This window comes from Bartonella sp. AA18HLJMS, assembly GCF_042197245.1.
Taxonomy (GTDB): Bacteria; Pseudomonadota; Alphaproteobacteria; order Rhizobiales; family Rhizobiaceae; genus Bartonella.
On record NZ_JBHIRP010000003.1, the window covers coordinates 152,109 to 176,849 of the forward strand.

Genomic DNA, 24,741 nt, shown 5'->3' on the forward strand with positions numbered 1-24,741 from the left:
AAAATTAGCGTAGATATATATTTTGAAAAAAATTTAAATAACGTTGATATGGATAGATTATTTGCTAGCAAACAATCTTCTCTATTAAATCAGAGTGTTCACTATTGTGATATTTTAATCTCAATCACTACAACACTTCAATAACAGAAAAAAATATAGATTCACTATAAGCTTAAAATAAAAATTTTGGAATTGATCATATATACAATGAATGAACCGTAAAATACAAAAGTAATCATAACACTAGAAAATGAAAAAGCTTATCACTCTTGTTCACTATTCCTTCCTCTCTCATTTTTTCTGTGTTATTTTTAAAGTCTTGTAAAAGATATGAATTACATGAAAAAAATTTAGCCCTTTGTAATCTCTACGCCATCAATCACATTAGTTTTATTAATGATAAGAAATAACATCTGTATAGCTCTAAGCTTAAAGAGCAACACAAGATTAAAGTATCATTTTTATTTATTGTAAAAGAGGATGTAAAACTTCATTTTTCTCTTATCCTTGTTAAGAAAAATTGAAAAATGATCTTATTAATAATTAAAAAATAGAAAATATTTTTTTACAAAATAATATATTATTTAATTACTTTTTAAAATAACCTATTTAAAATAATATAAATATATTATGTTTATATTGTATGTATTTAAATTGTATATTTTCAATTAAATAATAATGTTTATAATAATAATAAAAATATTACATAATAATTATCTTTCTATTAAATAAAATCGTAACATGAAATAAGAAATTCATAATAAAATTAAGTATAATTTTATTGGTTTATAAGTGCAACAAAGAAATATATTTAATTATGTTATTGAGCTCAGTTGCGTTGCCATCGTTTTTGCCTGCTTGGATTGGTGAATCCTTTTATTTCCAAGCAATTATTAACTGAACTTTGACTGCTCAGCATGCTGAAAAATCTCTATGTGATTGTTTTCTTGATAATTGCTATTATGTTGTTTAGCGCAGCTCTTAGCTTTCTATCAGGCAACTTAAAAGCTTTATTCTGTCAATTTTCTTATTGTTTAAGCAAAAACTCATCCACGTAATAATATATTGAATGCACCAACAAAATCCGCACGAATAACCACATTCTACACATCTAAAAATTACCCATCTTTGACAGTTTTTTAGCACTATAAACGCAACAAAAGTAAATTTTGCTCGGAGGAAAAAGCACTACTAATATTGTATACCATCTTACAATTGGCTTGTGTCATCAAGCAGCCATCCAAACTCAAACTAAAACTGATCTAAAACCAAGAAATTTAACTCTATGATTTCTGTTGTAAATTCTTTGCTCATAGCTATAGAAATACAACCGATTTTATGCATGAATATGTCTAATAAAAATCCTCATGTGTAAATTTTACATACCCTATACCGCCAGCATAAATAACGATATTTTACAGTACGATAGAATTTTCACTCAATTTTTTATTTTTATAATCATGCTGACTTTCATCTCATCCCCCTAATCCATTAAATTTACGCATTGTTTTCTTATAACTTATGAAAGTCATGACCATGGAAAGAAAAGCGCTCAACAGAAGATATCCAATATTCCATTCGCCTTTACCAAGCAACAATGACACAGGCAAGGAAGCAGAAAAAGCCATAGGAAGCATAAACAAAAGCCATTTTACGATGCTTAAAGGATAAATTCCTATTGGTACAAATGAAAGCTCGTAAATCATTTCATGAAAATATTCGACAGGCATCTTACGGCTAATAATAAATGTTATAAAATTGAACATCAGAAAAAAACAAATATTGACAATAAAAACACAAAATATTGCAACAACAAAAGAGATCCATCTGAGCTTAAGATCAGAAATATCCGGTAATGATACAAATAAATAGGCACTAACATAAAGAACAAAGAGCTTGATCAAATTAAGAGATTTACACCAACCAAACAACATCAACAACCAGCTTGAAACAGGCTTTATCAAGTATGGTTCAATTTTACCATCCGCTACTTTTTCAAAAAACGTTTCAATAGAATTAGTAAAAATATTCAAAAATATTCCAAGTAGAACAAAGACAACAAAGATAAAATGGATTTCATCTCTGCTATAGTTACCGATCTTTCCTGAAAAAGAAGATATTCTATCAATAAATATGAATTGAATAAAATAATAGCATAGAGAAAGAATAAACTCCCCAGCCAAATTCTTACCATAAACAATCTGTCGGCGGATATTCAAAATGATAAAATGAAGGATTATTTTCATCTCAACCACCTGCTCCATTATATGCTTTCATCCCTTTATTCCAAGCAATATAAATTAAGAATAAAAAACACAAAATAGAAGTAAAACTTCCGAAAATAAACTGCTGAAACAACGCTAAATTTTGCGTCGCGAAAAACTCGGCAGGAGCTGATATCATGAAACGATAGGGATTAAATTGCATAAGCGGAATAAGCCACACCGGCCAAAAAGATGGTGGTAAAAGAACACCCCCAAGAAGCGTTGAACTGAGAATACTGAAAGAGAGTAATATATTGTACTCAATCACCCAAAAGCTTAATAAGGCAATTCCAAAAGAGAGTAAAAAACAAAGCAATTGTGATAGAATAACAACCAGAAAAAAGAACAGAAAAGCGATGACCAATCCCAGAATATTTTCATAGGATAAAACAAGCTTAACAACAAAAAGAGCCAATAACGGGATGCTATATAATACACTCTCCCCTAAAAAAGTAAAAAGCATTTGTGTCATATAACTAAAGGGCTTTGTAAGATATACTTCTAATTGACCTTCTTTAACATGATGAGAGAAAAACTTAATCACATTATAACCATTATTTAAGCGACCTAGGACTAAAGCAAAAGCATAATAATACATCATATCATAAAAGCTAAAGCCATTGATGGTGTTGCCCGTATCAGAGAAAAGTGCATTCCATAATAGAAGTTGAATAACAAATGGCGAAAGTGTCCCAATGATAATATCGGTAAAAAACATTGCTCTATCACTTAGAACAGTGAGTAATCCATTCTTGGCAAAAAGAAACATACCAAAGCAGTGGTTAGATAAATTCTTTAAATTTAACACGGAGCATCTCTTCAAGCGAGGGAGTGGATACAGAGAACGTACAGTTCAATTCGGTTGTAATTTCGCGTACAAAACGCACAAAATCCTCACGGGGCAGCGAAACCTCCAGCGAGCATTCTTCAGCGTTAAAGTGCTTATCTTTTAAAGGAGTAGATAATTTCAACGCAATCTCATCAATTTTTTCTACAACAGCTGAAGGTGCAGCCATATGTTCACAAAAAAGTGTCATTCTCACCAAAGAAGGAATGACACTTTTAAGCGCATGAAGATTACCATGAAACTGTTTCTTTCCTTTATGCAAAAGAATAATATCATCGACGTATCCATCAATATCTCCCATATCATGACTTGTGATGATATACCCAGTGCCACGCTCCTTTTTCAGTTTTTTAAGAAGCTCCCTGATTTCATGCTTAGATGTAATATCAAGACCAATACTTGGCTCATCGAGAAACAACAGTTTAGGTTTAAAGGAGAGATTAAATGCCAATTCACTTTTCACTCTCTCACCCAGACTAAGCATCCGCACTGGCTTATCCATAATATGCTCAAGACCCAGCAACTCAGCGATCTCTTTAAGATCACGGGTAAAAGAGGCGCGTTCAAGACCATATAATGGTTGAACCATATCCAAACTGTAGCGTAAGGGCAAATCCCACCATAAACAATTCTTGTGACCAAAGACCACACCCAAAGACTTGAACAGATTTTTCTTCGCTTTATAAGGATCAACACCAAGGACTTTAACACATCCCTCATCAGCGTATTGTATACCAGAAAGTATTTTAATCAGTGTCGATTTACCCGCTCCGTTAGGGCCAAGAATTGCTAACGATTGCCCTGAAAAGAGGGTAAAACTCATATCTTTTAACACATGATGATTTGTATAAACCGGCTTGAAGAGAGAAAAGACCTTGTTTTTAAAACCAATTCCTCTGTCAATGTTGCGATATATTTTTGAGACGTTATTAACGTCAATCAATAATGATCCCATCAATCACTCCTCATTTCAACTTATCTCCCCTTTGAATGTTTCCATAATAAATATCTGTTTTGTTCACTAAAAAAACAAAAGTGTTCAAGCCCTCCTTAGAGCAATAAAACGCGCCTGACGTTTTATCTCCAATTTTTGTCTAGATATTTTTTCAATGTGATGAGTTCACTTCAATGCAGCATTAAGATACTAAAAACTTATTTCTTCTTTTATGAAAGATAGTCTTTTGGATAAACTAAGTAAGTAGAAAAATAATTGCTCATTGAAAGGAGAACTTTGCTAAGAAAGCTTCATTGTGTAAGCAAAGATACAAAAAGCATAAATCTATACTATAAGCATATCAAACCACATTGATAATAAAACAAACTTCCTTGACAACAGGAATTTTTGAGAGGCTACTTTTCCTCAGCATTACTATAAAATGCCTCCTTTATCTCCCATGAAAAAACTAAAATCGCTTTCTCTATTTTAGTAAATATCTTTCAGATTTTATCTAACTCATCTCCCTCAACAGACACGCCTTCCCAATATATGACCTCTATAGATAATTCAAAGAAGCAGCTTCATAAACTCAGATTATTAAATGATACACCATATCCAAAAATAACAATACAATCAATTATGGATAAAGAACTGTAGAAAGAAAGCCATGATATTCGAAAATTTCATCACTCAAAAACACAATTTTCTCATAGCGATTGACTTATCAAAAACTTTCTTCAAATGATGCCCTATTCATCTTATCAAATTTATAGACAAAATTTGTATCAATCAAAAAGAACAAATGAAGTTTGTTTAGTCGGTTTCAGCATCACTCTCATTAAAAGATAAAAGATTAAAACTTTGGACCATATGAGGTGGTAAAGGTGCAACAATGTCCAATATTCCTCCTGAAGGATGCGGAATACGAATACGACGTGCATGAAGATGAAGACGATTTTGAATTCCTCTTGGTAATGTCCAATTACTATCAGAAAAAAAATACTTTGTATCGCCAATGATAGGATGATCCATATGGGCTGCATGCACACGAAGCTGATGTGTTCTCCCTGTATAGGGTTCCATTTCAAGCCACGAAAGAGCCCGCCCTCGCGTATCTAAAACGCGATAGTAGGAAACCGCATGATGTGAATCTGGCTCCCCATGTTCACAAACACGCATTTTGTCACCTTGTGCAGTCATTTCCTTAACCATCCACGTTGAAATTTTGTCTTGCTTTTTTTTAGGCACACCCCGAACCAACGCCCAATAAGTCTTTTTTGTTTCTCGCGCTCTAAAAGCAGCAGTTAAGAACTGAGCAGCTCCCCTTGATCGCGCAACAATAAGCACACCCGACGTCTCACGATCAAGACGATGAACCAAACGCGGCTTTTCACCTTTTTTATTGCGCCATACCTCAAGCATACTATCCATATGACGAGTTAAACCAGAGCCTCCTTGTACAGCCAACCCAGCTGGTTTATTAAAAACAAATACCTTTGGATCTTCATAAAGCAGCATTTTTTTCAAAACGGTCCCATCATCCTGCCCACGAAGTGTTTTATCCGTTATTGAAAGACTTTCCTTGTCATTAATAGGGAGAGGTGGAATACGAACAGCCTGTCCTATACAAAGACGCGTATCGGCTTTAACACGTCCACTATCAACCCGTATCTGACCAGAACGCAACAATTTTTGCAAAGCTCCAAAACCAAGTCCTGGATAATGCACTTTAAACCAGCGATCTAAGCGCATTCCATTTTCATCTGCCTCAACTTTTTTTATTTCTATGCCTGCCATGAAAATTCCCTTACCTGATAATTTTATTGATCTATTTTTGCGCCTTTATAAACACAAAAATTCATATTTTAGTTGGTTTTATCACACCATATTACAGTTAGTATCCAAAATTGCCTTTTCTTAACGTCCAAATTTTATTAGCTAAAAACTAAGCGTTGTAAAAATCAACAGCCTTTACGCTTAATAGCGAATGGAGATAATTAACCGTGTCCTTATTTAAAACCTATGCACGTGTTCTCACTTACCTAAATAGAGAAAAAAATGCATCCCTTTTAATCTGTACCGCTAATGTTATGTTAGCTATTATCACTATTGCAGAACCTATTTTATTCGGACGTGTTATTGATTCTATTTCAGAAAAATCAGCTATCATTCCTACTCTTACCATTTGGGTTTGTTTTGGACTTTCACATATTATTGCTTATGTCCTTGTTGCTCGCGGTGCTGACCGCTTAGCCCATAGACGCCGCTTAACGGTTTTAACGGAATCTTTCGAACGTATCATTGCTATGCCTTTAATTTGGCATCAACAACGTGGAACTTCCAACGCACTCCATACACTTTTGCGCGCAATAGATTCCATGTCAACCATATGGCTTGATTTTATGCGCCAACATCTCTCAACGCTTGTCGCCTTATTGGTTCTCATCCCCATAGCGTTTAATATGAATTGGCGTCTTTCAATAGTCTTGGTTGTGCTTGCCATCACCTATGTATTAATTGCACGTTTAGTGATGCGAAAAACAAAAGACGGACAAGCCGCTGTAGAATGCTATCATCATAACCTTTTTAAACATGTCAGTGATTCAATCTCTAATGTTTCCATTGTACAAAGTTATAACCGAATAAAAGAAGAAGCTTCTACACTACATCAACATACAAATGCTCTGCTTAAAGCACAAAATCCTGTTCTCAATTGGTGGGCGCTCGCCAGTGGCTTAAATCGAATGGCTTCAACAATTTCAATCGTTTGTGTTCTTCTCCTTGGAGCTTTTTTTGTTGCAAAAGATCAATTACGAGTAGGTGAAGTCGTTGCTTTTGTTGGATTTGCACAACTCATGATTAGCCGCCTAGACCAAATGAGCAATTTTATTAATTGTGCAATATCCTCACAAGCAAAACTGCAAGAATTTTTTGAAATGGAAGACTCAACCTTTCATATTAACGAACCGCAAAATCTTCCTTCCCTCCAAAATGTTAAAGGCGCCATACAATTTCATCACGTGACCTATCAATTCCCAAATTCTTCTCAAGGTGTTTTTGATATTTCCTTTGAGGTTAAAGCAGGACAAACTGTTGCAATTGTAGGACCAACAGGGGCTGGAAAAACAACATTGATCAATCTGTTACAGCGCGTATACGACCCTACCCTTGGGCATATCTCCATTGATGGAATAAATATATGCTCAATCAATCGCGAATCTTTACGCAAATCTCTAGCAACAGTATTTCAAGACTCGGGTCTTTTTAACCGTACTATTCATGACAATATTTCAATAGGAAAAGCGAGCGCAACGAATGAAGAACTTTATGAAGCAGCAAAAATAGCAGAAGCTCACGATTTTATTCTAAAAAAAGCTGATTGTTATAACACAATGGTGGGCGAACGAGGATCTCAATTATCCGGTGGAGAAAAACAGCGACTAGCAATTGCACGCGCTGTTTTAAAAAATGCCCCTATTCTCATTCTAGATGAAGCAACAAGCGCTCTTGATGTTGAAACAGAAGCACGTGTCAAAGATGCTCTCGATTGCATAAGCCATAACCGTACTACTTTTATTATAGCACATCGCCTCTCAACAGTACGCAATGCTGATGTGATACTCTTTCTGGATCATGGTCACTTAATGGAAAAAGGAAACTTTCAAGAATTGATCGATAAAGGGGGACGTTTCTCTAATTTTTTAAAGGCAAGTGGTTTAACAATCAAACCACCAGAAAGAGAAGGAGAAAATGTTATTCCCTTACATGAAGCCATAGCTTCATAAAAACGATACTCTTCATAGATCTTATGCAAAAAATGCCTCTTCAATACAATAAGAGTTCTTATATATGATACAAGTAAAAAGATTTCTAAAAATGCCACAATCCATTTTAGGTATTTAAGAAAAATATTAAAACAGTTTAGTATTTTCTCTGCTATTGCAATTTTACTAGATTAGAACAAAAATATTTTCCTATATCTGTGCATACTGACGAGTATACATTCTCATTTAGGGAAAATGTAAAGGTAAAAACAATTTCCAGTTTTACCGTCTTCCTTTCACTCAGCTTTACGAATTTCAAAACGAACTAAAGTAATATCTTTTAAATAATGAATATTATGTATTGCGTTGCACTTTTGTTTATCACTTTCTTTATAGTCCTCTCATAAAGAACAGAACATCATTGTTTTGCACATTCATATAACTTTTTTTAAGAAACATTTCTCAATGCTCTTAAGCCCATTTCACAACGACATTCGTGAGTGGTTTTGATTAATTTAACATACACAGAATTTGAAATAATAAAACCCTACGAATATTCGTAGCTCTTATTCAAAAGATAAAACGATAAATTATCATTATAATTCAATATATTAAAGCAATTTTATCATAAATAAATTAGATGTTAATCTAAATCTTTAGATTTATGTGATATTCATTTGATTTATATTGATAATTCATTACTTTATAACTTGAAATAAAGATTTATAAAGATAGGAGAATATTCTTTTCCAAACCTTTTAATAATAAACCAAAAAACTGTTTTCTTGTACATAACAAGCAAAATAAAAACAACACAATAGCTCTAAGATACAACAACTCTTTTATAAGCCTTTTCAAGAAAAGAGATTTTATTCATTTGAAAACTAATAGAATAATGATAGCTTATAACTTTATAAGGATAATCGTATGCAATAAATCTTGTATTTTTCCTTTCATAAAAAGAGATGTTTCTTCAAAAAATCTATAAGAGCAACACAATAACTAGTCTTCCTAGTAAAAGAATACACAGTAAAGCATGAAGTGCTGCATAATCTATCTTATCTTAAAAAGGTGACTCCTGAAACGCTTGGAAGCTATAAAGCCAAATGATAAAGTGGTGATAAAGACAAACACTGTCTTTATCTTTACAATTGTATTTTCCCCAATTACGCTGTATCTGCATTTCAGAAATACACCAGACAGATATTCATGATACATAGATGCCAACCAAATATAACAATGTGAAAAATACCTATGCAGAATAATTTCATTCTTTAATTTTTTTCAAGAAAATCTTTTAGTGCCGCAAATGCCTCATCAGCTTTGTTCCCCTCAGGACCACCAGCCTGCGCCATATCAGGACGGCCACCTCCACCTTTACCACCAAGCATCGCTGAAAGAATACGAACGAGATCTACAGCATTTAATTTATCCGTTAAATCATCCGTAACACCGACAACAGCACTCCCTTTTCCATCCTCCGAGACACTAATAAAAGCAACCACTCCAGATCCAATTTGTTTTTTCTCAGAATCGACGAGCGCCTTAAGATCCCGTGGTAAAATATTTTTAACAACGCGTCCGGTAAAAGAAAACCCATTGATGATGATAATATCATCTTGGCTCCTTTCTGTTACTCCACCACTCAACATCATTTTCTTGCGTACATCATTCAATTCTTTTTCAAGTTTACGACGATCATCAAGCAAAATTCGCACCCGTTCTTCCACACCAGCAGAAGAAGTTTTTAAAAGATCAGCGATTTCATGAATACGTTCATCTTGGCGGCTAAGATAAAGACGTGCTTCTTTGCCTGTTAAAGCTTCAATACGCCGCACTCCAGCTGAAACAGAACTTTCAGAAACAATATGAATTAAACCAATATCACCTGTTCGCTCCACATGTGTCCCTCCACAAAGCTCAATTGACCAACGCTTTTTTAATCTTTCCTGTTCAAGTGGCTCCCCCATAGAAACAACGCGAACTTCATCACCATATTTTTCACCAAACAATGCCATGGCTCCTTCAGAAATGGCATCATCTACAGCCATGAGGCGCGTTATTACTTTACTATTTTGCAAAATAATCTCATTTGCTAAATCTTCTATTTTTTTCAACTCTTTTGGTGAAACGGATTTTGGATGGGAAAAATCAAAACGCAACCGATCTGGCGATACAAGAGAACCCTTTTGAGTAACATGATCCCCCAATGTTTGGCGTAAAGCTTCGTGTAACAAATGAGTAGCAGAGTGATTCGCGCGAATTTTCTTACGACGAACAATATCAACCGTTAATTCTACACAATCAGACCTCGATGCCTGACCAGATTTCACCTCCCCAATATGGATAAAAACACCATCACCCTTTCTTTGGGTATCATGCACCTTAAAAATAAAATTTTCACCAGAAATGATACCGCTATCACCAATTTGCCCACCAGATTCACCATAAAAAGGTGTCTGATTAACAACAAGCATAGCTTTCTGATCTGAAGAAATATGATCAACAATTTTACCATCACATACAAGAGCTGTAAGAATACCTTTCGCTGTCTCAGTTTCATAACCTAAAAACTCTGTGGCCCCCACTTGATCACGAACAGAAAACCAGATTTTCTCTGTTACAGCTTCTCCAGAACCAGACCAATTGGCACGTGCTTCCTCTTTTTGGCGTTCCATCGCTTTATCAAAAGCACCAACGTCAACAGATATTCCGCGACGACGAAGAACATCTTGCGTCAAATCAAGCGGAAAACCATAGGTATCATAAAGTTTGAAAGCAACTTCACCATTCAAATAGTCTCCTTCTTTAAGATCGGTACTTGCTTCGTTCAACAAACCAAGTCCTCGTTCAAGCGTTTTACGAAAACGTATTTCTTCTAACCTTAAAGTTTCTGAAATCAAAGATTCAGCACGTGTCAACTCAGGATAAGCTTGTCCCATTTCGCGAATTAAAGCAGTCAAAAGTCGCCACATTAAGGGCTCTTTAGCACCAAGAAGATGCGCATGACGCATAGCACGACGCATAATACGACGTAAAACATATCCTCTTCCTTCATTAGAAGGAAGCACACCATCAGCAATCAAAAATGCAGATGAGCGAAGATGATCAGCAATGACACGATGGCTGGCAATAAAATCACCCTTTGCCTCAATCCCTGTAATTTCTTCTGATGCAGCAATTAATGCACGAAAAAGATCAATGTCATAATTATCATGAACGCCCTGTAAAACAGCAGCAATACGCTCTAATCCCATGCCTGTATCAATAGAAGGGTGAGGTAAGTTAACACGTTCTTCCTTGGAAACTTGCTCATACTGCATAAAAACAAGATTCCAAATCTCAATAAAGCGATCCCCATCTTCATTAGCACTTCCAGGAGGACCGCCCCATATTTCATCACCATGATCATAAAAAATCTCCGAACAAGGCCCACAAGGTCCTGTTTCTCCCATCGACCAAAAATTATCAGCCGTCGCAATACGAACAATTTTTTCATCTGGAAGACCTGAAATTTTACGCCACAGTTCAGCAGCAACATCATCACTCTGATAAACTGTCACCAACAATTTATCTTTTGGCAGGCAAAATTCCTTTGTTAAAAGATTCCATGATAAAAAAATGGCTTCTTCTTTGAAATAATCACCGAAAGAAAAATTACCCAACATTTCAAAAAATGTATGATGGCGCGCCGTATAACCAACATTATCAAGATCATTATGCTTTCCACCCGCACGAACACATTTTTGTGCCGTTGTTGCCTGCGTATAAGAAGGTTGTTCAAGTCCAGTAAAAACATTTTTAAACTGCACCATCCCTGCATTTGTAAACATAAGTGTAGGATCATTCCGCGGAACAAGCGGACTAGAAGAAAGAACTTTATGCCCATTACGATGAAAATAATCCAAAAATGTTGACCGAATATTATTAACACTATTCATGTTGACACCTGCTCAATACAGCACAAAACCATAAAAGAAAAATCCCCCTCATTAAATCCTCTTCGCCACGCATGGAGTCAATTTAATCAAAAATGGAATATTTGTTTTAAAAAATTGAGAAAAAAATGACTGCGTATTTAAAAACTCAAACAAAAAAACAGGAAAATCTTAAAGAAAAAAAATTATAGACGAAAAAAACGCCCCATCAAATGGCTTCATCACTTTCTATATTTTCTGACCCTGCATTTTCTAACAATTCAATCGCAATCAAACCAGCATTTTGGCGCAAAGCTGCTTCAATCTCTGTAGCTATTTCCACATGTTCACGTAAAAACTGCTTTGCATTCTCACGCCCCTGCCCTAAACGCTGAGAATTATAAGAAAACCATGCACCAGATTTTTCCACAACACCAACCTTGACACCCAAATCAATCAACTCACCTACTTTGGAAATACCTTCACCATAAATAATATCAAACTCAACCTGTTTGAATGGAGGTGCCAATTTATTTTTCACCACTTTAACGCGCGTCTGATTACCAACGATTGAATCCCTATCTTTAATGGATCCAATGCGACGAATATCTAAACGAACAGAAGCATAAAACTTTAAAGCGTTTCCACCCGTTGTCGTTTCAGGAGAACCAAACATCACACCAATTTTCATGCGAATTTGATTAATAAAAACAACCATACAGTTAGAGCGAAAAATTGCTGCGGTTAATTTTCGTAACGCTTTACTCATTAACCGAGCTTGCAATCCGGGCAAAGCATCACCCATTTCACCGTCAATTTCTGCTCGCGGTGTTAAAGCTGCGACAGAATCCACAACAAGCACATCAACGGCACCAGAACGAACCAACGTTTCTGTAATTTCCAATGCCTGTTCACCGGTATCTGGCTGAGAAATGAACAAGTTTTCTAAATCAACACCAAGCTTACGCGCATAAATAGGATCAAGCGCATGCTCTGCATCAATAAAAGCACAAATCCCACCACCTTTCTGTGCCTCAGCAATAGCATGGAGAGCCAATGTCGTTTTCCCAGAACTTTCTGGTCCATAAATCTCAACAATACGCCCCTTCGGTAATCCACCAATCCCTAAAGCAATATCCAAGGATAACGATCCTGTTGGAATTGTTTCAATTTCAACAACTTGCTCTTTTTGCCCAAGACGCATAATCGAGCCTTTACCAAAAGAACGTTCAATTTGTGAGAGAGCAGCATCGAGAGCTTTTGTTTTATCCACGATTATATCCTTGACCGAATTCATAATAACCTAAAACTTTAGTGTACACTGTACTTTTAATTTAACTAAAGGTTTGAGTTTAGAGTTTCACAGACTATTTCCATTCCTATCTCCACATTATGTCCATAAACATTCATGACCATCACAATAAAGAATTGGCATTGCTTATCTTATGACACATAATAAACTCCAATAAAGTAATATCTCTATGGGAGCATAGTTAACATATTTATATCTCTCTAGAAAAGGAACAATTTAATTTTAAACACAATGTTCTACAACCCTTCTGCTTATCCCTTTGATTAAATACTTGAGAGACTAAGAATTCTCCCGCTATTGATCACACAAAAAACGCATCATCAATCAACCTCATACCCTATTGCATCGAAGAACAAAACGCTATTGTGTTGCATATTCATGCACTTGATTTAAGAAACATCTCTCAAAACTTCCAAGCTCATTTTGTGACAACACCTATGAATGTGGTATACTGCAAAACCCTTTAGGCACCACCATCTTTACTCTATAGAAGGAGCAAGCCGGCACCATCACACTATTTATCATCCTCCAATATTGCAACAGCTCTCGGCACTTGAGACAATTCATAAGAGGGATTTTTAGTCTTTTCTTGTACAGTTTTTATCACACGCTAATCCTGCTTGTAACATGCAAGCGAATAACTTGATTGCTTCAACAAATAACAGACTTGGGATGAGAGAAATTTACGGTATTTGAAACTTTCATTCAACTTACGAAACAGTCAATCATCATTATAAGTCAATATATTATTTAATAAAAACCAAAAAAAATACAGCAGCTTAAAAGTTGAATGACATATTTAAATTTGAAAAAACATGCACTTTTGAAAATATCAAAAAAAATCTCTACAAGCAATGCAATAAATGTTTAAAATATAAGCTAAATTTCTCATACAATAACATAAGAGATAAAATAATAAATCCAAGATCAATAAAAAACGTATTTCAACTCAAATTTTATTTTGATCTTTACGTTTTTTGCGCAACTGTTGCCACCACTCAAGACGTTTCACAATTTCACGCTCAAAACCACGCTCAACTGGTTTATAATAACTCTGACGCCCAAGTTTTTCGGGAAAATATTCTTGTCCTGAAAAAGCGTCTGGTTCATCATGGTCATAACAATAACCACTTCCATACCCTTCTTCCTTCATAAATTTCGTAGGCGCATTAAGAATATGCTTAGGAGGTGGTAAAGAGCCATTTTTGCGCGCACAACGCAGTGCTGCTTTATACGCAAGATATGCTGCATTTGACTTTGGCGCAGTTGCAACATAAAGACATGCTTGCGCCAAGGCCAATTCTCCTTCTGGTGATCCTAAATAATCATAGGCATCTTTTGCTGCATTACAAATGACAAGAGCTTGAGGATCCGCCAAACCAACATCTTCAACGGCCATACGAACCAATCTTCGCCCAATATAGAGAGGATCTTCACCAGCATCCAACATACGTGCCAAATAATAAAGCGCAGCATCAGGATCAGATCCACGAACGGATTTATGCAACGCTGAAATGAGATTATAATGCCCATCTCGTCCTTTATCATAAATAGGCGCACGACGCTGAATAACTTTTTGCAAAGCAACAACATCAAGAATCTCTCCCAATGGTGCAATAGACCAAACTTCCTCTGCCAATGTTAACGCAACCCGCGCATCACCATCAGACATCTCTATCAAAACGTCTCTGGCATCATTATCCAAGGGAAGAGTTTTTCCCTCCACTTCTTCAGCACGCCTCAAAAGCATGTCCAAACTTTCATGATCATGAGAAAGAAATGTTAAAACACGTGCACGCGAAAGAAGGGCAGCATTCAGCTCAAAAGAAGGATTTTCGGTTGTTGCACCTATAAGTACCACAGTACCCTCTTCCATTACAGAAAGAAAACTATCCTGCTGTGCACGATTAAACCGATGAATTTCATCAACAAAGAGAAGTGTTTTATCCCCAGATATAAAACGCCTCTGCGCAACTTCAAAAATCTTTTTAAGTTCAGAAACTCCTGTAAAAATAGCAGAAACCTGTTCAAACACGAAATTTGTTTCAAGGGCTAACAAACGTGCAACAGTCGTTTTTCCCGTCCCTGGAGGTCCCCAAAAAATCATCGATCCAATTGAGCCTGTTGCCGCCATACGTGAAAGCAAACCATCCTCTCCAATCAAATGCTTTTGTCCCACAACATCATTGAGAGAACAAGGACGCATTCTTTCTGCAAGTGGCTGATTTTTATTAACTTGAAAATCAAACGACGAAGTAAAAAAATCTTTCTTCAAAAAAAACCTCAACGAATAAATTGGCGAATATACATACCATCACGTTCATATTCCAATTGCCACATATTTGAGCGACCTTGCATAAGAACCTTTTTCAACTGATGAACTGTTTGAATTTTATGGCCATTTACAACACGTAGAATATCTCCTGACTGAAAAATTCCAGCTGCATTGCTCATTTTATCAAGATTGGTAATCACAACCCCTTTTGCAGATATAGGAAGATGAAAACGTCGACTATTTTGCGGTGTCAAATCTAACACTTCAGCACCAGCAAGAGGACTGTCACCCGTAATTTTTTCAGATTTTAAAAATGCAGTTTCTGATATCGATGAAACTGTTATTTGTGTTTTTAAAGTTTTTCCACTTCGTAAATATTCCAAAGCAAGACTATGCTCAACGTCAGCTGTCATCAAACGATAACCAAGACTATCTGGACTGTCAACGCGTACCCCCTGCACACTCAAAATAACATCACCTACTTTCAATCCAGCTTTTTCAGCAGGACTATCTTTGATAACTTCAATAATCAGAGCACCATAGGGACGTTCTAAACCTAAACCACCAGCAATATCAGCTGTAACATTTTGAAAAGAAGCCCCAATATAAGGCGGCACAAAATATTTTCCACCGCGTTTAACAGTATCAAGCATCACTTTTACAAGATTAACTGGAATAGCAAAACCAATCCCTACAGAACCACCGGAACGCGAATAAATAGCCGTATTAATTCCGATTAACTGACCTTTCATATCAATTAAAGCGCCACCAGAATTCCCTGGATTAATGGCTGCGTCTGTTTGAATAAAAAAGTCAAAATCAGAAACCCCAACACGTGTACGCGCTTGCGCTGAAACAATACCACTTGTAACTGTTTGACCAACACCAAAAGGATTACCAATAGCAAGAACAAGATCACCAACTTCAACAGCATCAGAATTTCCCAAAGAAAGAACCGGAAATTGAGCATCTTTTTCCTTAACTTCAAGAATGGCAATATCAGTTGCTTCATCTTTGAGCACGACCTTACTCTCAAACTCCCGTCCATCAGAAAAAGCCACTTTAATTTCGCTTGCATCTTTAATGACGTGGTAATTTGTAACGATCAAACCACGTGCATCAACAATCACCCCTGATCCTAATGACGATTGCTTACGAACAGGAAATTTATTTTGAAAACGACCAAAAAATTGCTCAAAAAATGGATCGCCTTCAAAAGGTGATCGAGCTCTAATTTGTCGAGCTGCATAAATATTTACAACAGATGGAACTGTCTTTTTAACTAAAGGAGCAAATGAAAGAGTGATTTCTGTTTGTGTTTGAGGAACATGAGCATATACATGATCAAATGATATCTGCATCATAATTGCAAAAAAAATCCGCACCCAAAAAGAATACCTCATAATCCACTCCTTATAAAATCAGCACATTCTGTTGAAGATTAATAGAATAAAAAAACGTATCCCCGCAAATTAAGGACCTCTATTAATATTTCATAATAGAGAATAAAAACAACCTATTTAAACAATAAATATTATAAAAATAAGATAATTCAATATTCTATAATTTTCTCTCTGCACCTATTTCTCAACTAAAACAAACTTAAAAATGCTCACAAAAAAACCGCCCAAGACAAGGCGGCCTTTAAAAATCCAACAGAATAAAAAACTCTACGAAGATGTTCCCTTTTCATTCTCAGAAGCTTCCATGCGAGCACGATCCTCAGCACCCTTCGCTTCAACATCACGATCAACAAATTCTATAACAGCCATGGGCGCATTATCACCGGTACGAAACCCCGCTTTCATAATACGCAAATACCCACCGTTGCGTGATGCATAACGTGGCGCAAGCGTATCAAATAATTTTGCAACCTTTCCTGCATCACGAAGTGCTGCAATAGCTTGCCGACGCGCATGCAAACCACCACGCTTACCAAGAGTAACGAGTTTTTCAACAATAGGACGAATTTCTTTAGCCTTTGGAAGCGTTGTCACAATCTGCTCATGCTCGATCAACGAAGTTGCCATATTTGCAAACATCGCTTTACGGTGACTGGCAGTACGGTTCAACTTGCGTCCTGACTTACTATGGCGCATAAGCCCTCTCCTTAAATTCTAATTTTAATATTGATCTTCATAACGTTTTGCAAGATCATCAATGTTTTCAGGCGGCCACGCAGGAATCTCCATCCCAAGATGTAAACCCATACACGCCAAAACTTCTTTAATCTCATTCAACGATTTGCGACCAAAATTCGGTGTCCGAAGCATTTCAGATTCTGTTTTTTGAATCAGATCACCAATATAAACAATATTATCATTCTTAAGACAGTTTGCCGAACGAACTGAAAGTTCTAATTCATCCACTTTTTTGAGAAGTGCAGGATTAAAAGAAAGCTCAGAATCAGCCTCTTCAACAGGCTCCTTCTGTGGCTCTTCAAAGTTAATAAATAACGATAATTGATCCTGAAGAATGCGTGCTGCAAAAGCAACAGCATCCTCACCATTAACAGCACCGTTTGTTTCAATCGTGAGCGTTAATTTATCATAATCGAGAACTTGACCTTCGCGTGTATTTTCTACTTTATAAGATACCTTACGGATCGGTGAATAAAGACTATCAATTGGAATAAGCCCTATACGTGCATCATCAACACAATTACGATCAGATGGAACATACCCCTTTCCTGTGTTGACAATAAATTCCATACGAATTTCAGCTTCTTCATCAAGAGTACAAATAACATGATCTGGATTTAGAATTTCCATATCTCCAACTGTACTGATATCTCCCGCTTTCACAACACCAGGCCCCTCTTTATAAACGACAACACGTTTAGGCCCTTCTTCTTCCATACGAAGCGCAATTTCTTTTATATTCAGAATAATATCCGTAACATCCTCACGCACACCTGGAATCGATGAAAATTCATGCAAGACACCGTCAATCTGCACAGCAGTAATAGCAGCACCACGAAGCGAAGATAACAAAACGCGACGAAGCGCATTTCCTAACGTTAAACCAAAACCACGCTCAAGAGGTTCAGCAATCACACTTATAATATTTGGATTATCATGTGCACATGATTCAACCTTATTGGGTTTAATAAGTTCCTGCCAGTTTTTCTGGATCATATTTTTATTCCCGTTCTTTAGTTCCGTTACCATTCAATCGTAACGACCAATGTGAACATCAGAGAAATCTCCGACAACAAAAAACAACACCCAATTAAACACGCCGCCTTTTCCGCGGACGACATCCATTATGAGGAATTGGTGTTACATCGCGAATAGAAGTAATGACAAAACCAACAGATTGCAATGCACGTAAAGCAGATTCACGCCCTGATCCAGGTCCACAAACTTCAACTTCCAAAGAACGCATACCATGCTCTTGCGCTTTTCTTGCACAATCCTCCGCAGCAACTTGAGCAGCAAAAGGTGTCGATTTACGCGCACCTTTAAACCCCTGAGCTCCCGCAGATGACCAGGCAATTGCATTACCCTGAGCATCAGTAATAGTAATCATTGTGTTATTAAATGTTGAATTAATATGTACAACACCCGATGAAATATTTTTACGTTCGCGACGACGAACACGTGTGGCTTCCTTGGCCATAATTTCCCTTTCAACGATCTCATCACTGCCGTAACATCAGCAGCTCCACCTTTTTTCCTTGTCAAAAAAATCAAACAAGAAAAAGAATATATAAAAAACCTTCCACAAAGGCCCTTATTTCTTCTTACCGGCGATTGCCTTAGCCGGACCTTTACGTGTACGGGCATTCGTATGTGTACGCTGTCCTCGGACAGGCAAAGACCGGCGATGACGCAATCCTCGATAACAACCAAGATCCATCAAACGCTTAACATTCATAGCAACCTCACGACGAAGATCACCTTCAACTTGATACCCCTGATCTATTGCCTCACGAATCTGCAGCACCTCAGCATCTGAAAGCTCATGCACACGACGCCCCAAAGGAATGCCAACTCTTTCAATAATTTCTTGAGCAAATTTTGGTCCAATCCCGTGGATATATTGAAGCGCAATAATTACACGCTTATTTGTCGGGATATTGACGCCAGCAATACGAGCCACGCCTACTCTCCTTAGTTATTTTGACAAATTGTTATAAAATACCTGATATACCTTACAGAAAAAAATAGACTCAGAAAAAAATTCTTCCGAATCCTATTATTTCACTAAAATAAATTAAATTCACTTTTGATAGATTTCATCTCAAAAGTCAACTCTTTTCATTTATTTCTAAAAAAAAATCTCATGAAAGAAACCCTCTAATCATACGTGTCACTTCAGCAACACTAATCATTCCATCAATAACCTTCAACATTCCCCTCTCTGAATAAAATTTTGATAAGGGAGCTGTTTTTTCACGATATTCTACTAATCTTTTTGCAAAAGCAACAGGATTGTCATCTAAACGAACCTGTCCACCAGTCGCTATTGTTTCCTCAACGCGCTTCTTCATACGTTCAATCAACACGTCTTCATCAACACACAATTCAATAACAGCATTAAGCCGCATATTTTTTGAATCCAGTATCTGTTGCAACGCTTCTGCTTGCCCCACAGTTCGCGGATATCCATCCAAAACAAAACCGTTTACACAATCAGCTTCATCAATCCGATCTGATACGATTTGATTAACAATACTATCAGGTACCAAAGTACCAGAACTTATAATAGCTTTAGCTTTTTTACCAATCTCCGTTTCTTTGGCAATCACCTCACGCAACATATCCCCTGTTGATAAATGAGGAATGTTATATTCCTCAGTCAACATTTTTGCTTGCGTACCTTTTCCCGCTCCAGGAGGACCTAAAAGAATAACTCTCATCGATTCCTTTTACCTCCACGAAGTTTTGATTTTTTTATCAACCCTTCATATTGGTGGGCAACAAGATGCCCCTGAATTTGAGCAACCGTATCAAGTGTAACAGTAACAACAATCAACAAGGATGTTCCCCCAAGATAAAAAGGAACCTGTAATGCAGATATCATAAATTCAGGTAACAAACAAACCAAGATAATATAAATAGCGCCCACAACAGTAATACGCGTCAAAACGTAATCAATATATTCGGCTGTACGCTCACCTGGACGAATCCCTGGAATAAAACCAGAATGTTTTTTCAACTGATCTGCAGTATCACTTGGATTAAACACAATAGCTGTATAAAAAAAGCAAAAAAACGCCATTAAAAATGCATAAACAATCATATAAAGTGGCTGTCCATGACCAAGAGCATAAGAAATCTCCTGAACCCATTGTGGCATTTTATCAGAAAAATTATTAATAGTGGCAGGTAATAATAATAAAGATGAAGCAAAAATAGGTGGAATAACACCAGCAGTATTCAACTTTAAAGGAAGATGCGACATATCTCCTTGAAACATTTGATTACCGACCTGACGTTTCGGGTATTGGATAAGAATTCGCCGTTGCGCACGCTCTATAAAAACAATAAGCCCAATAACCAAAACAGCAATAAGAACGATTCCTATTAAAAGAAAAGTTGATAAATCAGCCTGACTATGAGCTGTCAAAAGCTGAGCAAAAGTAGAAGGAAAGTTGGCTACAATCCCTGTAAAAATGATAAGAGAAACCCCATTACCAATACCACGTGACGTAATTTGCTCGCCAAGCCACATAAGAAACATCGTTCCGCCAACAAGCGTAATAACAGAAGAAATACGAAACATAAGACCTGGTTCTAAAACAATTTGAAGCCCCGACCCTATACCGCTTTCAAGCGCAACCGCAATACCAAAAGCTTGTAGAATTGCCAATACGACTGTTACATAACGCGTATATTGATTGATAATCTTACGACCTAAATCCCCTTCTTTTTTAAGAGTTTCCAAAGAAGGAATAATAGATGTTAACAATTGCACAATAATAGATGCCGATATATAAGGCATGATACCCAGCGCAAAAATAGCCATACGCCCAACGGCACCTCCAGCAAACATATTAAAGAGTCCTAATACACCCGACGCGTGATGTTCAAATGTTTGCCGCAAAGCATCGATATTGATACCTGGAAGAGAGATGTAAGTGCCAAAACGATATACAAGAAGCGCCAACAGAGTAAACCAGATGCGTTTCTTTAATTCAGTTGCACGCGAAAAGGTGCCGAAATTTATATTGGAAGCAAATTGCTCTGCTGCTGATGCCATAAAACGTCTCCACTTTACACTTCAGTTCTTCAAATCACAGAAGTATAATCCTAAAATTCATATATGCATACACAAACAAATGCAGAACTTAAACAATTCTCCACAAAAGATCCCACAAAACAGATATTATTCTTCTTTAGGTCTCTATTCATATTAAAAAATTATCGAGCAATATCAGGAAGAATAACCTGACCACCCACTTTTTCAATCTTAACACAAGCAGCTTGTGAAGCACCAGAAACATGAAAGGTAATCTTAGCCTTCAAATCACCATCAGAAAGAAGACGAACCCCATCTTTTTCACGACGAATAATACCAGCCTCTTTCAAAGAAACCATATCAACAGGCTTTTCAATATTCAACTTACCTGCATCAACTGCCAACTGAATACGTCCTAGTGAAACTTCATTGTAGGTTTTAGCAAAGAAATTCCTAAATCCACGTTTTGGCAAACGACGATAGATGGGCATTTGCCCACCTTCAAAACCATTAAGGGAAACACCAGAACGTGACTTTTGCCCTTTTACACCACGACCACCAGTCTTACCCGTACCGGAACCAATACCACGCCCAACACGCTTACGATTTTTTGTTGCGCCTTCGCAATCACGTAGTTCATTGAGTTTCATATCTAATACTCCCGCAACCCTTAACCTTCATCTATAACGCGAACAAGATGCCGAACCCGAGCAATCATACCCCGCACACAAAGTGTATCATCTAAAACGCGCCGACGACGCATTTTATTTAGTCCAAGCCCCTTTAAGGTTGCACGCTGAATCTGTGAGTTTCGAATAGGGCTTCCAATTTGTTCCACCGTCACAGTTTTACCACTCTGAGATTTTTTCTGAACCATTTCCTAATTCCTTTTCTGATAATCTCAGAAACTACCCTTCTAGGTCGACTAAATGGCGACGACGCGCCTGCAAAGTCGAATACTTTATACCACGTTGAGCAGCAATATCTCTAGGATGCATTTGATGTTTCAATGCATCAAATGTTGCACGAACCATGTTATAAGGATTCGACGATCCTAGTGATTTTGCAACGACATCCTGCATACCAAGAGCTTCAAAAATAGCACGCATCGGCCCCCCAGCAATAATACCAGTACCAGCAGAAGCCGAGCGTAGCAAAACACGCCCAGCTCCGTGACGACCTTCAAGATCATGATGCAATGTACGCCCAGACCGAAGTGGAACATAAATCATCCCACGCTTTGCAGATTCCGTTGCTTTACGAACGGCTTCTGGAACTTCACGGGCTTTACCATGTCCAAAACCCACACGCCCTTTTTGATCTCCAACGACAACAAGAGCAGCAAAACCAAAACGCCGACCACCCTTTACAACTTTAGCAACACGATTGATATGAACGAGCCTATCGACAAATTCATTATCGCGTTCTTCTCTCTCACCACGTTCTTTTTGTGCCATTCCTCATTCCTTTTTCTTTTCCGGAAGCACGATAACAAAGTCCCTCATCAAACCGGAAGAACTTAAACGAAATACTCTAAACTCTCCTTACTCATTCATAAATAAGAAATTTTAGAAATTCAAACCACCTTCACGAGCAGCTTCAGCTAAAGCCTTGACGCGACCATGGTACACATACGCTCCACGATCAAAAACCACCTCATTAACACCCGCTTTCTTCGCACGCTCAGCAATTAACTTACCAACAGCAAAGGCCGCCTTTTTATCAGCACCACTCTTTAACGATTTTTTCAAATCACTTTCAAGAGTAGAGGCTGAAACAAGTGTACATCCCCGCAAATCATCGATAACTTGAGCATAAATGTTCTGATTTGAACGATAAACACTAAGGCGAGGACGATCATGAGAAACCATTTTAATTCTACGACGAACGCGCCTTGCACGACGTTGGATAATGTCCTTAGATGAAACCATAATACAAAATCCTTATTTCTTTTTACCTTCTTTACGGAAGATACGTTCATCTGCATGCTTAACACCTTTACCTTTATAAGGCTCAGGCTTACGATACTCACGAATCTCCGCTGCAACTTGTCCAACTTGCTGTTTATCAATTCCAGAAACAACAATTTCCGTTGGCTTAGGAACAGTCACAGTAACACCCGACGGAACTTTATAAACCACATCATGCGAAAAGCCCAGAGATAGTTGAACATCCTTACCCTGCAAAGCAGCACGATAACCAACCCCATTAATCTCCAACCTCTTTTCAAAACCATCTTTCACACCACAAAAAATGTTCTCAATCATTGAGCGCGACATACCCCATTTAGAACGCGCATCTTTTGACTGATCCCGCGGCATAACTGATATGATATTCTCCTCAAGTTTGACTAAGACTTCATCATTGACGACGTAACTCAGCTCACCTTTTGGACCTTTTGCCTTAACCAGCTGTCCTTCAACAGTAGCAGTAACTCCAGAAGGAATTGAAATGGGTTTCTTTCCAATACGAGACATTGTTCTAACCTACTTTTTCTTCCGTTTTCTTGACATAACTTAGAAAACACGACAAAGGAGTTCTCCACCAACATTCTGTTCACGCGCCTCATGATCTGCCATGACGCCTTTAGGAGTCGATAAAATCGAAATACCAAGGCCATTTGCCACCTGAGGAAGTGACTTAGCAGAAACATACACACGACGCCCTGGCTTTGATACACGTGAAATCTCACGAATAGCAGCCAGCCCTTCAAAATACTTCAATTCGATTTCAATCTCCGCTTTCCCATCACCTAAATCAATTCGATTATATCCGCGAATATAACCCTCCGACTGAAGAACATCAAGAACGTGCGCACGAAGCTTCGAATCTGGAGTAACTACTTTACCTTTTTTACGACCAAGTGCATTACGAATACGTGTTAACATATCACCAAGAGGATCTGACATAGACATTAAATAATCTCCTCTTACCAACTAGACTTTACAATACCAGGAATATAGCCAATAGAGCCAAGCTCACGCAACGCAATTCGCGACATTTTTAATTTACGATAATAAGCCCGCGGACGACCTGAAACCTCACAGCGATTACGAATACGAACTTTCGAAGAATTACGCGGCAACTCTGCCAACTGAACAGAAGCTTTAAAACGTTCCTCAAGAGAAACCTTCTGATCCATAACTATTGCTTTCAAACGTGCACGACGGGCAGCATAGCGCTTTACCATCACCTCACGACGCTTATTTTTTTCAACGGCACTTACTTTGGCCATAATT

General features: G+C 37.3%; 22 protein-coding genes. 1 reads left to right on the plus strand and 21 read right to left on the minus strand.

Annotated elements, in window-relative coordinates; translation table 11 throughout:
• Window positions 1-1,475: 1,475 nt before the first annotated feature.
• The 4 genes from ACFINW_RS03560 to ACFINW_RS03575 all read right to left on the minus strand — a co-directional run bounded on the left by ACFINW_RS03560 (window position 1,476) and on the right by ACFINW_RS03575 (window position 5,845).
• The gene (locus ACFINW_RS03560; protein ID WP_375630113.1) at window positions 1,476-2,264 is read right to left on the minus strand and encodes an ABC-2 family transporter protein; all 789 of its coding nucleotides are present in this window, start codon (window positions 2,262-2,264) and stop codon (window positions 1,476-1,478) included.
• The gene (locus ACFINW_RS03565; protein ID WP_375621426.1) at window positions 2,248-3,072 is read right to left on the minus strand and encodes an ABC-2 family transporter protein; all 825 of its coding nucleotides are present in this window, start codon (window positions 3,070-3,072) and stop codon (window positions 2,248-2,250) included. The genes ACFINW_RS03560 and ACFINW_RS03565 overlap by 17 nt, the downstream gene beginning before the upstream one ends.
• Window positions 3,047-4,066, minus strand: coding sequence for an ATP-binding cassette domain-containing protein (locus ACFINW_RS03570; protein WP_375621427.1), 1,020 nt, complete (start codon window positions 4,064-4,066; stop codon window positions 3,047-3,049). The genes ACFINW_RS03565 and ACFINW_RS03570 overlap by 26 nt, the downstream gene beginning before the upstream one ends.
• Before the next feature lie 795 nt (window positions 4,067-4,861).
• Window positions 4,862-5,845, minus strand: coding sequence for an RluA family pseudouridine synthase (locus ACFINW_RS03575; RefSeq protein WP_375640506.1), 984 nt, complete (start codon window positions 5,843-5,845; stop codon window positions 4,862-4,864).
• A gap of 206 nt (window positions 5,846-6,051) precedes the next feature.
• Here ACFINW_RS03575 and ACFINW_RS03580 point away from each other — a divergent pair, with 206 nt between their 5' ends.
• Window positions 6,052-7,833 (plus strand): glucan ABC transporter ATP-binding protein/ permease, encoded by a 1,782-nt coding sequence (locus ACFINW_RS03580; RefSeq protein ID WP_375621429.1) that lies wholly within the window; start codon window positions 6,052-6,054, stop codon window positions 7,831-7,833.
• 1,253 nt (window positions 7,834-9,086) lie between these two features.
• On the opposite strand, the gene alaS is transcribed toward ACFINW_RS03580, so the two are convergent.
• The 17 genes from alaS to rpsN all read right to left on the minus strand — a co-directional run bounded on the left by alaS (window position 9,087) and on the right by rpsN (window position 24,737).
• Window positions 9,087-11,753, minus strand: coding sequence for an alanine--tRNA ligase (gene alaS / locus ACFINW_RS03585; protein WP_375621430.1), 2,667 nt, complete (start codon window positions 11,751-11,753; stop codon window positions 9,087-9,089).
• A 205-nt stretch (window positions 11,754-11,958) separates the two neighbouring features.
• A complete protein-coding gene (gene recA / locus ACFINW_RS03590; RefSeq protein ID WP_273791424.1) occupies window positions 11,959-13,002 on the minus strand; it encodes a recombinase RecA in 1,044 nt (347 codons plus the stop codon).
• A gap of 988 nt (window positions 13,003-13,990) precedes the next feature.
• Complete coding sequence (locus ACFINW_RS03595; protein ID WP_375630110.1) at window positions 13,991-15,316, minus strand: replication-associated recombination protein A; 1,326 nt, start codon at window positions 15,314-15,316, stop codon at window positions 13,991-13,993.
• 8 nt (window positions 15,317-15,324) lie between these two features.
• Entirely contained in the window at window positions 15,325-16,719 is a 1,395-nt protein-coding gene (locus ACFINW_RS03600) for a DegQ family serine endoprotease (RefSeq protein WP_375621432.1), read from the minus strand.
• Between the two features lie 267 nt (window positions 16,720-16,986).
• Window positions 16,987-17,415 (minus strand): 50S ribosomal protein L17, encoded by a 429-nt coding sequence (gene rplQ / locus ACFINW_RS03605; RefSeq protein ID WP_375640511.1) that lies wholly within the window; start codon window positions 17,413-17,415, stop codon window positions 16,987-16,989.
• 24 nt (window positions 17,416-17,439) lie between these two features.
• Complete coding sequence (locus ACFINW_RS03610; RefSeq protein ID WP_375611485.1) at window positions 17,440-18,453, minus strand: DNA-directed RNA polymerase subunit alpha; 1,014 nt, start codon at window positions 18,451-18,453, stop codon at window positions 17,440-17,442.
• 94 nt (window positions 18,454-18,547) lie between these two features.
• Window positions 18,548-18,937 carry a 30S ribosomal protein S11 gene (gene rpsK, locus ACFINW_RS03615; RefSeq protein WP_007347762.1) on the minus strand — a complete coding sequence of 130 codons (390 nt, stop codon included), beginning with the start codon at window positions 18,935-18,937 and terminating at the stop codon, window positions 18,548-18,550.
• A 114-nt stretch (window positions 18,938-19,051) separates the two neighbouring features.
• A complete protein-coding gene (gene rpsM / locus ACFINW_RS03620; protein ID WP_026500557.1) occupies window positions 19,052-19,420 on the minus strand; it encodes a 30S ribosomal protein S13 in 369 nt (122 codons plus the stop codon).
• Window positions 19,421-19,601: 181 nt separating this feature from the next.
• Entirely contained in the window at window positions 19,602-20,180 is a 579-nt protein-coding gene (locus ACFINW_RS03625) for an adenylate kinase (RefSeq protein ID WP_375621433.1), read from the minus strand.
• Window positions 20,177-21,523 (minus strand): preprotein translocase subunit SecY, encoded by a 1,347-nt coding sequence (gene secY, locus ACFINW_RS03630; RefSeq protein ID WP_375621434.1) that lies wholly within the window; start codon window positions 21,521-21,523, stop codon window positions 20,177-20,179. Before secY ends, ACFINW_RS03625 begins: the two co-directional genes overlap by 4 nt.
• A gap of 161 nt (window positions 21,524-21,684) precedes the next feature.
• Window positions 21,685-22,152, minus strand: a complete 468-nt coding sequence (rplO, locus tag ACFINW_RS03635) for a 50S ribosomal protein L15 (protein ID WP_375621435.1) — start codon at window positions 22,150-22,152, stop codon at window positions 21,685-21,687.
• Between the two features lie 20 nt (window positions 22,153-22,172).
• The gene (gene rpmD, locus ACFINW_RS03640) at window positions 22,173-22,379 is read right to left on the minus strand and encodes a 50S ribosomal protein L30 (protein WP_375611481.1); all 207 of its coding nucleotides are present in this window, start codon (window positions 22,377-22,379) and stop codon (window positions 22,173-22,175) included.
• A gap of 31 nt (window positions 22,380-22,410) precedes the next feature.
• On the minus strand, window positions 22,411-22,959 hold the full coding sequence (gene rpsE, locus ACFINW_RS03645) for a 30S ribosomal protein S5 (protein ID WP_015856574.1): 549 nt from the start codon (window positions 22,957-22,959) through the stop codon (window positions 22,411-22,413).
• Between the two features lie 111 nt (window positions 22,960-23,070).
• The gene (gene rplR, locus ACFINW_RS03650) at window positions 23,071-23,433 is read right to left on the minus strand and encodes a 50S ribosomal protein L18 (RefSeq protein ID WP_273791414.1); all 363 of its coding nucleotides are present in this window, start codon (window positions 23,431-23,433) and stop codon (window positions 23,071-23,073) included.
• 12 nt (window positions 23,434-23,445) lie between these two features.
• A complete protein-coding gene (rplF, locus tag ACFINW_RS03655) occupies window positions 23,446-23,979 on the minus strand; it encodes a 50S ribosomal protein L6 (RefSeq protein ID WP_375621436.1) in 534 nt (177 codons plus the stop codon).
• Between the two features lie 39 nt (window positions 23,980-24,018).
• The gene (rpsH, locus tag ACFINW_RS03660) at window positions 24,019-24,417 is read right to left on the minus strand and encodes a 30S ribosomal protein S8 (RefSeq protein WP_375611478.1); all 399 of its coding nucleotides are present in this window, start codon (window positions 24,415-24,417) and stop codon (window positions 24,019-24,021) included.
• 14 nt (window positions 24,418-24,431) lie between these two features.
• A complete protein-coding gene (rpsN, locus tag ACFINW_RS03665; RefSeq protein WP_273791412.1) occupies window positions 24,432-24,737 on the minus strand; it encodes a 30S ribosomal protein S14 in 306 nt (101 codons plus the stop codon).
• Between the last annotated feature and the right edge of the window lie 4 nt (window positions 24,738-24,741).

What these genes read in the sequence shown, in the direction of transcription:
- rplF (WP_375621436.1), bottom strand. Translation starts at nt 23,979, where the DNA reads ATGTCTCGTATTGGAAAGAAACCCATTTCAATTCCTTCTGGAGTTACT.
- rplR (WP_273791414.1), bottom strand. Translation starts at nt 23,433, where the DNA reads ATGGTTTCATCTAAGGACATTATCCAACGTCGTGCAAGGCGCGTTCGT.
- rpmD (WP_375611481.1), bottom strand. Translation starts at nt 22,379, where the DNA reads ATGGTTCAGAAAAAATCTCAGAGTGGTAAAACTGTGACGGTGGAACAA.
- rplO (WP_375621435.1), bottom strand. Translation starts at nt 22,152, where the DNA reads ATGAAACTCAATGAACTACGTGATTGCGAAGGCGCAACAAAAAATCGT.
- ACFINW_RS03625 (WP_375621433.1), bottom strand. Translation starts at nt 20,180, where the DNA reads ATGAGAGTTATTCTTTTAGGTCCTCCTGGAGCGGGAAAAGGTACGCAA.
- alaS (WP_375621430.1), bottom strand. Translation starts at nt 11,753, where the DNA reads ATGAATAGTGTTAATAATATTCGGTCAACATTTTTGGATTATTTTCAT.
- ACFINW_RS03560 (WP_375630113.1), bottom strand. Translation starts at nt 2,264, where the DNA reads ATGGAGCAGGTGGTTGAGATGAAAATAATCCTTCATTTTATCATTTTG.
- ACFINW_RS03600 (WP_375621432.1), bottom strand. Translation starts at nt 16,719, where the DNA reads ATGAGGTATTCTTTTTGGGTGCGGATTTTTTTTGCAATTATGATGCAG.
- rpsK (WP_007347762.1), bottom strand. Translation starts at nt 18,937, where the DNA reads ATGGCCAAGGAAGCCACACGTGTTCGTCGTCGCGAACGTAAAAATATT.
- ACFINW_RS03570 (WP_375621427.1), bottom strand. Translation starts at nt 4,066, where the DNA reads ATGGGATCATTATTGATTGACGTTAATAACGTCTCAAAAATATATCGC.
- rpsH (WP_375611478.1), bottom strand. Translation starts at nt 24,417, where the DNA reads ATGTCTATGTCAGATCCTCTTGGTGATATGTTAACACGTATTCGTAAT.
- ACFINW_RS03575 (WP_375640506.1), bottom strand. Translation starts at nt 5,845, where the DNA reads ATGGCAGGCATAGAAATAAAAAAAGTTGAGGCAGATGAAAATGGAATG.
- rpsE (WP_015856574.1), bottom strand. Translation starts at nt 22,959, where the DNA reads ATGGCACAAAAAGAACGTGGTGAGAGAGAAGAACGCGATAATGAATTT.
- ACFINW_RS03610 (WP_375611485.1), bottom strand. Translation starts at nt 18,453, where the DNA reads ATGATCCAGAAAAACTGGCAGGAACTTATTAAACCCAATAAGGTTGAA.
- rpsN (WP_273791412.1), bottom strand. Translation starts at nt 24,737, where the DNA reads ATGGCCAAAGTAAGTGCCGTTGAAAAAAATAAGCGTCGTGAGGTGATG.
- rplQ (WP_375640511.1), bottom strand. Translation starts at nt 17,415, where the DNA reads ATGCGCCATAGTAAGTCAGGACGCAAGTTGAACCGTACTGCCAGTCAC.
- secY (WP_375621434.1), bottom strand. Translation starts at nt 21,523, where the DNA reads ATGGCATCAGCAGCAGAGCAATTTGCTTCCAATATAAATTTCGGCACC.